Here is a 12,446-nt window from a genome sequence, read left to right as displayed (position 1 = left end):
GTCATATCGCGCGCAGGCGCTTACCTGAACTGCGGTAAATACGGCGCGTTTATCGTCAACACCTCGTCCAGCAACGGCTGCGCCAGATTGGCGTTGCCCACCAGCGGGTTGGCGATCAGCGCCAGCAAGCCGCTGTGGCGATCGCCGTGCACCGCGGCCTCGATGGTCAGGCGTTCGTAGGCTTTCACCTGCTGCGTCAGGGCCTGCATCGGCTCCGGCAGCGGGCCGAAGGTCAGCGGATGCGCGCCCTGAGCATCGACGATACAGTTGATTTCTATCACAGCATCGTCCGGCAGGCCATGGATTGCGCCGCGGTTTGCGGTGTTGACCACTAATTGCGTGCCGAGATTATTATGGATAGCACGGATCAGCTCCAGCGCAACTTCGGAATAGAAAGAACCGCCGCGGAAGCTGAGCTGCTCCGGCTTACTGTTCAACAGCGGATCGGCATACAGCTCGAACAGCTCTTTTTCTACCTGCATCACCTGCTCGGCGCGGGTGCCGCGCTCGCCGGCGGCGGCCATCTCTTCCGCCAGCATCTCGCGGGTCTGGTAAAAATAGCGGTGGTACGGGCAGGGGATGGCGCCGAGCGCGCGCAGGAAGTCCGGCTGCCAGGGCTCTTCCTTGATGTTGTTCATGGTCAGCGCCGCGCCGTCACACAGCATGTCGATCACGTTGCCGGTGACGTCGCGCCCCTGCTGCGTGACCTGATGCACCCAGACCATGTGGTTCAAACCGGCAAACCGCAGCTGCACGTCGGCGTAAGGCGCCTGCAGCATGTTGGCGATCATGTGATGCATGCTGATCGGTACGTTGCACAGGCCGATGATCTTCGCTTTGGTAAAGCGGGACACCGCCTCGGTGACGATGCCGGCCGGGTTGGTGAAGTTTATGATCCAGGCGTCCGGCGCCAGCTTTTCCACCCGACGGGCGATATCCAGCATTACCGGAATGGTGCGCAGCGCTTTGGCGAAGCCGCCGACGCCGGTGGTCTCCTGGCCGAGCAGCTGGTATTTGAGGCCCAGCCGTTCGTCGGCGGCGCGCGCCGGCAGTTGCCCGACGCGGAACTGGGTCAGCACGAAAGCGGCGCCGCGAATCGCTTCGTCCAGCGCGAAGTGCACGCTGACCTTCACCTGTTCCAGCCCGTGGCGCGCCAGCATGCGGCGGGTCAGGGCGGCGATGGTTTCCACTTTTTGGCGGCCTGGCTCGACGTCCACCAGCGCCAGTTCGGTGACCGGCAGCTCATCGATGCGTTGGATCAGCCCATCGACCAGTTCGGGAGTGTAGCTGCTGCCACCGCCAATCACCGCGATTTTGAGCGTGCTCATGAGCGGCCCTCCGTTTGCGACTGACGGCGATAGAGCTCGATCATGTCGTCGGCCAGATCCTGGATCACCATGGCGTTCATCAGATGATCCTGCGCATGTACCGTGATCAGGTTGATCGCCAGCTTGCCGCAGCCTTCGTCCAGGCCGATCAGCTCGGTCTGGATCAGGTGCGCCTTCTTCACCCACTCTTTGGATTCGACCATGTGTTTGGCCGCGGCGGCGAAGTCACCGGCGCGCGCTTGCCGCAACGCCATCAACGCATTACTGCGCGCGCTGCCGGAGAACACCAGCAGTTCCATGATGGTGCTTTCAAACTCGGGGCTGACTTCAGTCATCAATTCACTCACGTCATTTCTCCAGGGGTTGCGCGGCAACGCCGCCGTGGGATACCTCAGTATCCGTTCTTTTTATAATGAGAGCGCTCTCATTTATATAGGGTAACGGCAACGGGTGTGCAAACTGCGAGGTAGATCGCAAAAAACGCCCCGGGGTGGCGCTGGGCAAAAAATGCGTGACGCGGTTGGCAAAAAAGCCTTCTGCGCCCATACTTTCCGCAGCAAAATTCAGGGCCACCTAGGATATGTCCCGTAATTGGGTAAATATAGGTAAATGGCTGGCACTTGCCGATACAGCTCTTTAGAATCAAAGCGCTTTTCCGTTGTTTGTCTCTCAGAGAAAGGACCCGTTAATGTTCAAACGTACTTTAGTGACCTTCGTCGCGCTGTGTTCCCTGACAGCGATGGCGCCAGCGGCGCTCGCCGCCGGTGAAACCCATGTCATGCTGACCACCTCGGCAGGGAATATCGAGTTGGCGCTCGACAGTCAGAAGGCACCGGTTTCCAGCCAGAACTTCGTCGATTACGTGAACAGCGGGTACTACAACAACACCATTTTCCACCGTGTGATCCCTGGCTTTATGATTCAGGGCGGCGGTTTCACCGCTGACATGCAGCAGAAATCCACCAAGGCGCCAATCAAGAACGAAGCCGACAACGGCTTGCGCAACCTGCGCGGCACCATTTCGATGGCGCGCACCGCCGACAAGGACAGCGCCACCAGCCAGTTCTTCCTGAACGTGGCCGATAACGCCTTCCTGGATCACGGCCAGCGTGACTTCGGCTACGCCGTGTTCGGCAAAGTGGTGAAAGGCATGGACGTCGTGGACAAGATCGCTCAGGTGCCGACCGGCAACGTCGGCCCTTACCAGAATGTGCCGACCAAACCGGTGGTGATTCTATCGGCCAAGGTGCTGCCGTAAGTTTTTTGGCCGATCCCGCCGGGGTCGGCCGTCCTTCCTCACGAAGCCTTGCCTTCATCACTGTTTTCTCCCGCGCCCCATGCTCTAATCGGCAGACAATAACCAGACCGGAAATCCGGCGTTCGCCCTTTGTTGTCTCTGGATGAGTTGCTGCCATGTATGAATTTAACCAGGTGCTGTTGCTGTTGCAGCAGATGTGCGTCTATCTCGTCATCGCCTATCTGCTGAGCAAAACCCCGCTGTTTATCCCGCTGATGCAGGTGACTATTCGCCTGCCGCACAAGCTGCTGTGTTACGTGATTTTCTCGGTGTTCTGCATCATGGGCACCTATTTCGGGTTGCACATTCAGGATTCGATCGCCAATACCCGCGCGATAGGCGCGGTCCTGGGCGGCTTGCTGGGCGGGCCGTCGGTAGGCTTTCTGGTCGGGCTGACCGGCGGGCTGCACCGGTATACGCTCGGCGGCATGACCGACGTGGCCTGCGCGATCTCCACGGTGTCGGAAGGCCTGGTCGGCGGTATCGTACACAGCATCGCCATGCGCCGCGGGCGCATCGAGCTGCTGTTCAATCCGCTGTTCGTCGGCGGCGTGGCGCTGGTGGCGGAAGTGTTGCAGATGGCGATCATTCTGGCGGTGGCGCGTCCTTACAACGAGGCGTTGCAGCTGGTGGAACACATCGCGCTGCCGATGATGATCGCCAATACCGTCGGCGCGGCGATGTTTATGCAAATCCTGCTGGATCGGCGCGCGATGTTCGAGAAATACACCAGCGCTTTCTCTTCCAAGGCGCTGAAAATCGCCGAGCGCACCGAGGGTATCCTGCGGCAGGGCTTCGATCAGGAAAACAGCATGAAGGTCGCCCGGGTGATTTATCAGGAACTGGGCATCGGCGCGGTGGCGATCACCGATCGCGACAAGCTGTTGGCGTTTATCGGCATCGGCGACGATCACCACCTGCCGGGGACGCCGATCGCCTCGGTGCATTCGCATCGCGCCATCGACAACAACGAGGTGGTGTACGCCGACGGCAACCAGCTCTCTTACTGCTGCTCGATCAATCCGGCCTGCAAGCTGGGATCGACGCTGGTGATCCCGCTGCGCGGCGAAAACCAGCGGGTCATCGGCACCATCAAGCTGTACGAACCGAAAAGCCAGCTGTTCAGCACTATCAACCGCACGCTGGGCGAAGGCATCGCCAGCCTGCTGTCGGCGCAGATCATGGCCGGACAGTACGAGCGCCACAAGCAGCTGTTGGCGCAGTCGGAGATCAAGCTGTTGCATGCGCAGGTCAACCCGCATTTCCTCTTCAATGCGTTGAATACGCTGGTGGCGGTGATCCGCCGTGATGGCGAGCGCGCCTGCGAGTTGGTGCAATCCCTTTCGACCTTCTTTCGCAAAAACCTCAAGCGCTCGGATGATGAAGTCAGCCTGGCGGACGAGATAGAACATGTGAACGCCTACCTGCAGATCGAGAAAGCGCGTTTCGCCGATCGGCTGGAGATTGCGGTATCGCTGCCCGAGGCGCTGCTGGCGGCGCGGCTGCCGGCGTTTTCGCTGCAGCCGATCGTCGAGAACGCCATCAAGCACGGCACCTCGCATCTGTTGGGCGTAGGCCGCATCGAAATCGGCGCCTGCTGCGAAGGCGAGCATCTGCTGCTGCAGGTGACGGACAACGCCGGGCTGTTCCAGCCGAAACCGAACTGCAGCGGGCTGGGTATGAATCTGGTGGATAAACGCATTCGCGTGCGCTACGGCGAAGGCTATGGCGTGCAGGTGGATTGCCGGCCGGACGCCTATACCCGCATTACGCTCAATGTTCCCATGGAGAGGGCCGCCTGATGTTAAACGCACTGATTGTTGACGATGAGCCTTCCGCGCGCGACAACCTGCGCCATCTGCTGGAGGCCGAAGCGGGGATCACTATCATCGGCGAATGCGCCAACGCCATCGAAGCCATTAGCCAGATCCACCGGCTGCAGCCGGACGTGGTGTTTCTCGATATTCAAATGCCGCGCATCAGCGGGTTGGAAATGGTCGGCATGCTGGATCCCAATCGGATGCCGCACATCGTGTTTCTGACCGCCTACGACGAATACGCGGTGCAGGCGTTCGAGGAGCACGCCTTCGACTATCTGCTGAAGCCGGCGGAGCCGAAGCGGCTGAGCAAGACGCTGCAACGCCTGCGGCAGCGCAGTGCACCGCAGGACGTGACGGCGCTGGATGAGAGCGCCGGCTACCTGAAATACATTCCCTGCACCGGCCACAGCCGCATCTATCTGCTGCGGTTCGACGAGGTGCTGGCGATCCGTTCCAAACTGAGCGGGGTATTCGTGGTGCGCAGCGACGGCATGGAGTGTTTCACCGAATTGACGCTGCGCACGCTGGAAAGCCGTACGCCGCTGGTGCGCTGCCATCGGCAGTATTTGGTCAACCTGGAGCAGGTGCGCGAGATCCGCTTCGAAGAAGGCGGCGCGGCGGAGATGATCATGTCCGCCGGCGATCCGGTGCCGGTCAGCCGGCGCTATTTGAAAGCGCTGAAGGAGCAACTGGGGCTGCGGGGGTGACGCAGGTCTTAGGGGGATTCTGAAAAGACAGGCATCATGGGCGTCCCGACGGCGCCCTTTTTGTTTGTCCTTGACGGGGTTACGCGGCGCTTATAGCTTTATTGCATCAACAGGCGCGTTTCGCGCCGCGTCAGCGTCAAAGGAACAGAAAATGAGTGAACCACGGATTATCGCCAAGGCGATGAAAGACGGAAAACCGGAACAGGATCTGGTGATTTTGCCGGCGTTGGCCAACCGCCACGGGTTGATTACCGGGGCAACCGGCACCGGCAAGACGGTGACGCTGCAAAAAATGGCCGAACAGTTCTCGCGCATCGGCGTGCCGGTGTTCCTGTCGGACGTGAAGGGCGATCTGTCCGGCATCGGCGCCGAGGGCGTGCCTTCCGAGAAGCTGCAGGCGCGCCTGGCAGCGATTGGCGTCACCGACTGGCAGCCGCAGGCCTGCACCATTATCCCGTGGGATATTTACGGCGAAAAGGGGCATCCGATCCGCGCCACGATTTCCGATCTCGGGCCGCTGCTGCTGGGGCGCCTGTTGGATCTGAACGAGGTGCAAAGCGGCGTGCTGCAGCTGGTGTTCAAAATCGCCGATGACAACGCGCTGCTGCTGTTGGACATGAAAGACCTGCGCGCCATGGTGCAGTTCGTCGGCGATAACGCCAAACAATTCCAGACTCAGTACGGCAACATCTCTGCCGCGTCGATCGGCGCCATCCAGCGCGGGTTGCTGACGCTGGAAGAGCAGGGCGCCAACCAGTTCTTCGGCGAGCCGATGCTGGACATCAACGATCTGATGAAAACCGACGCCAACGGTCATGGCGTGATCAACCTGCTGGCGGCGGACAAGCTGATCAATCAGCCGAAGCTGTATTCAGTGTTCCTGCTGTGGCTGCTGGCCGAGCTGTTTGAACATCTGCCGGAAGTGGGCGACCCTGAACAGCCGAAGCTGGTGTTCTTCTTCGATGAAGCGCACCTGCTGTTCAACGACGCGCCGGCGGCGCTGTTGACCAAGATCGAACAGGTGGTGCGCCTGATCCGCTCCAAAGGCGTCGGCATTTACTTCGTCACCCAGAACCCGCTGGATATCCCGGACAGCGTGCTGGGCCAGTTGGGCAACCGCGTACAGCATGCGCTGCGCGCCTTCACGCCGCGCGATCAGAAGGCGGTGAAAACGGCGGCGCAAACCCTGCGTGCCAATCCGGCCTTCGATGCTGAAACGGCGATCACCGAGCTGGGCGTGGGCGAAGCGCTGGTGTCATTCCTCGACGAAAAGGGCCGGCCGAACGTGGTGGAGCGGGCGATGGTCATCGCGCCGGAATCCAAGATGGGCATGCTCGGCGCGGAAGGGCTGAACAGCGCGATCAACAAGTCGCCGCTGTATGGCCGCTATGAAGACATGATTGACCGCGAGTCCGCCTACGAGAAGCTGTCGTCGGGCGGCTTCGCCACCGTCGGCACTGCGCAGCAGGGGCAGCAACCGCAGGCGCAAGCGCAGCAACAGACGGGCGGCGGCCTGATGGACGGATTGAACGAGCTGCTGTTCGGTTCCACCGGCCCGCGCGGCGGCAAACGCGACGGCATCGTCCAGACCGCTGCCAAGAGCATGGCGCGCGATCTCGGCCGGCAGATCCTGCGCGGCGTACTGGGCTCGATCACCGGCGGCCGTAAAAAGTAAGCGGAAATTATCGTCGGCAGCGGCGGGTTAAATCAGTAAACTATGGCGGCGTTTTTCTCTGCCGGACCTAACATGCTGCTGCTGATCGATAACTACGACTCCTTTACCTATAACCTTTACCAGTACTTCTGCGAGTTGGGCGCCGAGGTGGTGGTGAAGCGCAATGATGAGCTGCAGCTGGCCGATATCGAGCGGCTGGCGCCGCAGCATCTGGTGATTTCCCCCGGCCCTTGTACCCCGAACGAAGCGGGCATCTCGCTGGCTGCCATTCGTCATTTCGCCGGCAAGCTGCCGATCCTCGGCGTGTGCCTGGGGCACCAGGCGCTGGGGCAGGCGTTCGGCGCCGAGGTGGTGCGCGCCCGCGCGGTGATGCACGGCAAAACCTCGGCGATTCGCCATCTGGGCGTCGGCGTGTTTCGCGGCCTGAGCGATCCGCTGACCGTGACGCGTTACCATTCGTTGGTGCTGAAAGCCGATACGCTGCCGGATTGCTTTGAAGTGACCGCCTGGAGCGAACGCGACGGCGTGCGCGACGAGATCATGGGTATCCGCCACCGCACGCTGGCGCTGGAAGGGGTGCAGTTCCACCCGGAAAGCGTGCTCAGCGAGCAGGGCCATCAGCTGTTGGACAATTTTCTCAGGCGTTAATCCCTTCGCATTTTTTTCGCCCGTCAGGCGTTTTGCATTTGCGCTTTAGTGTTTTTTTATGCATATTTCGTGATTATATTTTCATTATAACATCGCGATAGCGCTGAAAAACCTTCAGGGTGGAGCCGAAAATGACTGACAAATCCGCAGTGAGCCGCAGCACCTTTGACCAGGTGATCCTGCCTGTTTATGCACCCGCCCAGTTTGTGCCGGTGCGCGGCCAAGGCAGCCGGGTCTGGGATCAGCAGGGAAAAGAGTACATCGATTTTTCCGGCGGCATAGCGGTGACGGCGCTGGGGCACTGCCATCCGGCGCTGGTCGAGGCGCTCAAACGCCAGGGCGAAACCTTGTGGCATACCAGCAACGTCTTCACCAATGAACCGGCGCTGCGCCTGGCGAGCAAATTGATCGACGCCACCTTCGCCGATCGGGTGTTCTTCGCCAACTCCGGCGCAGAGGCCAACGAGGCGGCGTTCAAACTGGCGCGTCATTACGCTATCACCCGCCACAGCCCCTATAAAACCAAAATCATCGCCTTCTATAACGCGTTTCACGGCCGCACGCTGTTCACCGTGTCGGTGGGCGGGCAGGCCAAATATTCCGACGGGTTCGGGCCGAAGCCGGCCGACATCGTGCACGTGCCGTTCAACGATCTGGCGGCGGTGAAAGCGGTGATGGACGACCACACCTGCGCGGTGGTGATGGAGCCGATTCAGGGCGAGGGCGGCATTACGCCGGTCGACGCCGACTTCCTTAAAGGCGTGCGCAAACTGTGCGACCAACATCAGGCGCTGCTGGTGTTCGATGAAGTGCAAAGCGGTATGGGGCGCAGCGGCAAGCTGTTCGCCTATATGCATTATGGCGTGACGCCGGACATTCTCACCACCGCCAAGGCGCTGGGCGGCGGTTTCCCGGTGAGCGCCATGCTGACTACCGAAGAGATTGCGTCGGTGATGCAGGTGGGCACTCACGGCACCACCTATGGCGGCAACCCGCTGGCCTGCGCGGTGGCGGAGGCGGCGCTGGATGTGATCAATACGCCGGAGGTGCTGAGCGGCATCGAGCAGCGCCATGCGCTGTATGTACAGTCTTTGCAGAATATCGGCGATAAATACGGTATTTTCACCGCCATTCGCGGCATGGGGTTGCTGATCGGCGCCGAGCTGACGCCGCATTATCACGGCAGAGCGCGCGATTTCCTCACCGCCGCCGCCGCGCGTGGGCTGATGATCCTCAACGCCGGGCCGAACGTGATCCGCTTTGCGCCGTCGCTGGTGGTGGAGCTGCAGGACATCGAGGCCGGCATGGCGCTGTTCGAGCTGGCGGTGCAGGATGTGATCAACGCCTGAAGCACCTGCGGCGAATAACGGGGCGCGGCATGCCGCGCCCTTATTGATCGCGCAGTTTACGCTTGAGCCAGATGCCGTGGTGCGGGCGCTGGCGCCAGGCCAGCGACGAAATGGTGTGCATGACGCTCAGGTGCGACAGAATACGCCGCAAATGACGTTCCATCTCGGTGACGGGCATCTCCGGATGCAGATCCGGCGGCTGCATGATGCCGCTGTTGTCACTGCTCGGGCCGTCGTATTCCAACCGCTGCTGGCAGCTTTGCAGCGCGATTTCACAGGTTTGCAGATACGCTTCCGCCAGCTTCGGCGTCAGCATGTAGTGCTCGCGCGCCAGGATGGTCATGGCGTTCAGGTGTTCGACGATGAACTGGCTGTGAGTGACCCACAGCCGCATGTCCGCCAGATAGTTCGAGGCGAACCCCGGTTCCTGCATCGCCTGATTGAGCGAAGTGAACAGCGCATTGTGCGCCTGGTTGACCTGCATGCGGGCATAGGCCAACGCGGTGGCGTCCGGCTCCGGTTGCTTCAGCATCAGCCGCAGCGCGGCTTGATCGTTTTCCAGCGCCTGATGGGCATTCTTGCGCAGCAGCCCGCTTTGCCACTGCGGCCACAGCCAAATGGTGCCGCCGAACGCCAGCACGCAGCCGATCAGCGTATCGATCAGACGCGGCACCAAAAAATGCGAGCCGTTCAGCGCCAGCAGCTGCAGGGTGTAAACCGCCGTGACCGTAAAGCCAATCACCGACAGCCCGTAGTTCTTGCGCGAAACCAGGTAGGCCAACAGCGTGATCATCAGCATGATGCTCAGTGTTTCTGCTTCCGGTAATTGCAGCTGCAACAGCCCGGCCGCCAGCAACAAACCGGCGATCGTGCCGAGCGCACGGTGCTGAATACGCACCCGGGTGGCGTTATAGCCGTTTTGGCTCACCAGCATGATGGTGAGCAGTATCCAGTACGGCTTCGGCAGATTGAATACCGCCCCCAGGCTGCTGCCGACCGCCAGCGTCACCCCCAGCCGTGCGGCGTTGCGCAGCGCCGTGGATTTGAACGACAGGTAGCTGGCCAACGCCGGCCAAAACGGCAGGCGATGCTGGCTGGGCATCAAATCGCGGCGGTACAGCGGATGCTGGGTGCGCAGCAGGCGGGCAATGCGGCTGAAATGGTAGTAACAAAACTGGCCGACCGGGTTGTCGGGATGCTGCGCCGCCATTTTTTCCAGCGCCGCCAGTTCGTGCGTCATGGAAAAGCGCTTCGAATGTTGATGGTAGAGAATATCGTGCGCCACCACGCGCAGCCGCCCGGCGATCACCTGAGCGTTGCGGCGAATGATCGCTTCGGCCTGGCTCTGCTCCATCAGTTTTTGTACTTCCTCCGGCAAGTGCAGGCTGACGGTGATGTGCTCCTGCAGATCCATCGCCACCTGAAAGGCGCGTTGCAGACGCTTTTGATCGAGGTTGTTGGCGTGCGGCAGGAAATTAAGCTGTTGGTACAGCAGGCTGATCAGATCCATCACCTTTTGCTGGCGCACCAGCAGCGGCGGCAGCGCGGTCTGCGGATCGGTGTGCTGAGTCAGCAGCGAGTATTTGGCTTCGAAGTAGTCCGCCAGTTCCAGATAGAGCTGGCTCAGCGTCTCGCGCATCGGCTGCTCTTTCCACAGCCGGAACCAGAACCAGGTGAATAAGCCGTACCAGGCGGTGCCGATCGCGTACAGCAGCGGCGCCTGCCAGAGAGGCACTGTGCCGGCCATGCTGAGGGAGAAGATGGCGGCCACCAGCGCCGCCGGCAACAGCCGGGCGTGCAGCGGGCTGATTTCGCCGGTGACGCCGAGCAGCAGCGCCAGGCCCAGCATCAGCGCCGGCAGCGGCACGTGCCACAGCAGGGCTTGTTGCAGCAGCAGGCTGCTGAGGGCAAACAGCGCACCGCCGACGATCAGCCGTTTAAAGAAGCGCCTATGCGGCGTGTCCAGACCGGCGATATTGCAGCAGGCGGGCACCAGAGAGAACATCAGGCCGAGCTGCAGCTGGCCAATCAGCAGGCCAAACAGCACCGGCAGGCACAACACCAGCGTTTGTCGCAGTGCGTAGTTGACTTCCGGGTGGTAAATCAGGCGGCGCCACATGGCAGTGAACGGACAAAAAAACGGCGCAGATTGCGCCGTTTCTTCAGGGATTAACGGGTGCCGTAGACGACAATGGTTTTGCCGTGGGCGGAAATCAGGTTTTGGTCTTCCAGCATTTTCAGAATACGGCCAACGGTTTCACGCGAGCAGCCGACGATCTGGCCGATTTCCTGGCGGGTGATCTTGATCTGCATGCCGTCCGGGTGAGTCATGGCGTCGGGTTGCTTCGCCAGATTCAGCAGGGTTTGCGCGATGCGGCCGGTGACGTCCAGGAAGGCGAGGTTGCCCACTTTTTCGGAGGTAACCTGCAGGCGGCTCGCCATTTGGGCGGACAGACGCATCAGGATGTCCGGGTTCACCTGGATCAACTGGCGGAATTTCTTGTAGGAAATTTCGGCCACTTCACAGGCGGTTTTGGCGCGAACCCAGGCGCTGCGCTCCTGACCTTCTTCGAACAATCCGAGCTCGCCGATGAAATCCCCCTGGTTGAGGTAGGACAGGATCATCTCTTTACCTTCTTCATCCTTGATCAGCACCGCGACGGAGCCTTTCACGATGTAGTAAAGCGTTTCGGCCTTTTCACCTTGGTGAATCAGCGTACTCTTCGATGGATATTTGTGGATATGGCAATGAGACAGGAACCATTCGAGAGTAGGGTCTGTTTGCGGTTTGCCGAGAACCATTCGCTGTTATCCTCTGTTGTTATCGCTGCCTTGTGTCACAGGGGTCAGAGTTCCCTGTAAAACCCGCCTGTAGCCGCAGTTATGAGCGAGGGCTACCGGCAAGTTTTGAGGCGTGTCATAAAAATACGCTGTCGCTCTAGCATATTAACTTGCCGTAAGCGCTGCAAGCTACATTCTGTTAACATACCGGTAAAGGAGCCTTTCTCTGGGCGTTTCCCTGAAATTCAGTGTCCCGGAAAGATTTATTGCGGCTCTGTTTGTAGCACAGAGTAAGGCGGGTGTCTCGTGTTGTCTCGCTTCAGCATGATTAGCATCAGGTTACGTTGCCTGTTTCTATGCGAAAGCGTACTCTGATTTTAAGAAATCAACCGGAGTGACCAGAATGCAGGCAAGAGTTAAGTGGGTGGAAGGGTTAACGTTTTTGGGTGAATCGGCCTCCGGCCACCAGGTGCTGATGGACGGCAACGCCGGCGATAAAGCGCCCAGCCCGATGGAGATGGTGCTGATGTCGGTGGGTGGCTGCAGCGCGATCGACGTGGTGTCCATCCTGCAAAAAGGGCGCAACGACGTGCGCGACTGCGAGGTGAAGCTGACCTCCGAGCGCCGTGCAGAAGCCCCGCGGTTGTTCACCCATATCAACCTGCACTTCATCGTCACCGGCCAGGATCTGACCGACAAAATCGTAGAGCGAGCGGTGAACCTGTCGGCGGAGAAGTACTGCTCGGTGGCGCTGATGCTCAACAAGGCCGCCACGGTGACCCACAGCTTCGAGATCCGCCAGCCGGCGTAATCGAGACGGAGCGCGGCACGCCGCCGCGCT

The 12,446-nt window shown here is 60.4% G+C and carries 11 protein-coding genes; 7 read left to right on the top strand and 4 right to left on the bottom strand.

All coding sequences use genetic code 11. The features are described 5' to 3' along the window. Nucleotides 1-20 precede the first annotated feature (20 nt). Nucleotides 21-1,328 (bottom strand): 6-phospho-beta-glucosidase, encoded by a 1,308-nt coding sequence (locus ACP3TA_RS04150; RefSeq protein ID WP_426784543.1) that lies wholly within the window; start codon nt 1,326-1,328, stop codon nt 21-23. Then, nucleotides 1,325-1,663, bottom strand: a complete 339-nt coding sequence (locus ACP3TA_RS04145; RefSeq protein ID WP_025304525.1) for a PTS lactose/cellobiose transporter subunit IIA — start codon at nt 1,661-1,663, stop codon at nt 1,325-1,327. The genes ACP3TA_RS04150 and ACP3TA_RS04145 overlap by 4 nt, the downstream gene beginning before the upstream one ends. Nucleotides 1,664-2,016: 353 nt before the next feature. Here ACP3TA_RS04145 and ppiA point away from each other — a divergent pair, with 353 nt between their 5' ends. The 6 genes from ppiA (at nt 2,017) to argD (ending at nt 8,824) form a co-directional block, all read left to right on the top strand. Further along, nucleotides 2,017-2,586, top strand: a complete 570-nt coding sequence (ppiA, locus tag ACP3TA_RS04140; protein ID WP_060660178.1) for a peptidylprolyl isomerase A — start codon at nt 2,017-2,019, stop codon at nt 2,584-2,586. A gap of 155 nt (nt 2,587-2,741) precedes the next feature. Beyond that, on the top strand, nt 2,742-4,427 hold the full coding sequence (locus ACP3TA_RS04135; protein WP_044029984.1) for a sensor histidine kinase: 1,686 nt from the start codon (nt 2,742-2,744) through the stop codon (nt 4,425-4,427). Continuing rightward, a complete protein-coding gene (btsR, locus tag ACP3TA_RS04130) occupies nt 4,427-5,152 on the top strand; it encodes a two-component system response regulator BtsR (protein WP_025304522.1) in 726 nt (241 codons plus the stop codon). Before ACP3TA_RS04135 ends, btsR begins: the two co-directional genes overlap by 1 nt. 151 nt (nt 5,153-5,303) lie before the next feature. Next, nucleotides 5,304-6,827, top strand: coding sequence for a helicase HerA-like domain-containing protein (locus ACP3TA_RS04125; RefSeq protein WP_033645261.1), 1,524 nt, complete (start codon nt 5,304-5,306; stop codon nt 6,825-6,827). A 72-nt stretch (nt 6,828-6,899) separates the two neighbouring features. After that, the gene (locus tag ACP3TA_RS04120) at nt 6,900-7,475 is read left to right on the top strand and encodes an aminodeoxychorismate synthase component II (protein WP_033645386.1); all 576 of its coding nucleotides are present in this window, start codon (nt 6,900-6,902) and stop codon (nt 7,473-7,475) included. Between the two features lie 131 nt (nt 7,476-7,606). Continuing rightward, a complete protein-coding gene (gene argD, locus ACP3TA_RS04115) occupies nt 7,607-8,824 on the top strand; it encodes a bifunctional acetylornithine/succinyldiaminopimelate transaminase (RefSeq protein WP_033645260.1) in 1,218 nt (405 codons plus the stop codon). A gap of 40 nt (nt 8,825-8,864) precedes the next feature. On the opposite strand, the gene ACP3TA_RS04110 is transcribed toward argD, so the two are convergent. Together ACP3TA_RS04110 and crp are read right to left on the bottom strand one after the other, a co-directional pair. Beyond that, nucleotides 8,865-10,943 (bottom strand): YccS/YhfK family putative transporter, encoded by a 2,079-nt coding sequence (locus ACP3TA_RS04110; protein ID WP_047026485.1) that lies wholly within the window; start codon nt 10,941-10,943, stop codon nt 8,865-8,867. 50 nt (nt 10,944-10,993) lie between these two features. Beyond that, nucleotides 10,994-11,626: a cAMP-activated global transcriptional regulator CRP gene (gene crp, locus ACP3TA_RS04105; RefSeq protein WP_004090925.1), complete on the bottom strand. Its 633-nt coding sequence runs from the start codon at nt 11,624-11,626 to the stop codon at nt 10,994-10,996. Between the two features lie 382 nt (nt 11,627-12,008). On the opposite strand from crp, the gene ACP3TA_RS04100 reads away from it, so the two are divergent. Next, a complete protein-coding gene (locus ACP3TA_RS04100) occupies nt 12,009-12,416 on the top strand; it encodes an OsmC family protein (protein ID WP_025304517.1) in 408 nt (135 codons plus the stop codon). The last annotated feature ends 30 nt before the right edge of the window (nt 12,417-12,446 follow it).

It is taken from the genome of Serratia sp. 2C06, assembly GCF_050037615.1.
GTDB classification, from domain to species: Bacteria; Pseudomonadota; Gammaproteobacteria; order Enterobacterales; family Enterobacteriaceae; genus Serratia; species Serratia ureilytica.
The sequence above is the reverse complement of the archived record's forward strand: the minus strand, read 5'-3'. Positions and strand labels throughout refer to the sequence as shown.

Bases quoted from the DNA above. Each gene is read 5' to 3' on its own strand.
- btsR (WP_025304522.1), top strand. From the start codon at position 4,427: ATGTTAAACGCACTGATTGTTGACGATGAGCCTTCCGCGCGCGACAAC.
- crp (WP_004090925.1), bottom strand. From the start codon at position 11,626: ATGGTTCTCGGCAAACCGCAAACAGACCCTACTCTCGAATGGTTCCTG.
- ACP3TA_RS04120 (WP_033645386.1), top strand. From the start codon at position 6,900: ATGCTGCTGCTGATCGATAACTACGACTCCTTTACCTATAACCTTTAC.
- ACP3TA_RS04110 (WP_047026485.1), bottom strand. From the start codon at position 10,943: ATGTGGCGCCGCCTGATTTACCACCCGGAAGTCAACTACGCACTGCGA.
- ACP3TA_RS04100 (WP_025304517.1), top strand. From the start codon at position 12,009: ATGCAGGCAAGAGTTAAGTGGGTGGAAGGGTTAACGTTTTTGGGTGAA.
- ACP3TA_RS04135 (WP_044029984.1), top strand. From the start codon at position 2,742: ATGTATGAATTTAACCAGGTGCTGTTGCTGTTGCAGCAGATGTGCGTC.
- ACP3TA_RS04150 (WP_426784543.1), bottom strand. From the start codon at position 1,328: ATGAGCACGCTCAAAATCGCGGTGATTGGCGGTGGCAGCAGCTACACT.
- ppiA (WP_060660178.1), top strand. From the start codon at position 2,017: ATGTTCAAACGTACTTTAGTGACCTTCGTCGCGCTGTGTTCCCTGACA.
- ACP3TA_RS04145 (WP_025304525.1), bottom strand. From the start codon at position 1,663: ATGACTGAAGTCAGCCCCGAGTTTGAAAGCACCATCATGGAACTGCTG.
- ACP3TA_RS04125 (WP_033645261.1), top strand. From the start codon at position 5,304: ATGAGTGAACCACGGATTATCGCCAAGGCGATGAAAGACGGAAAACCG.
- argD (WP_033645260.1), top strand. From the start codon at position 7,607: ATGACTGACAAATCCGCAGTGAGCCGCAGCACCTTTGACCAGGTGATC.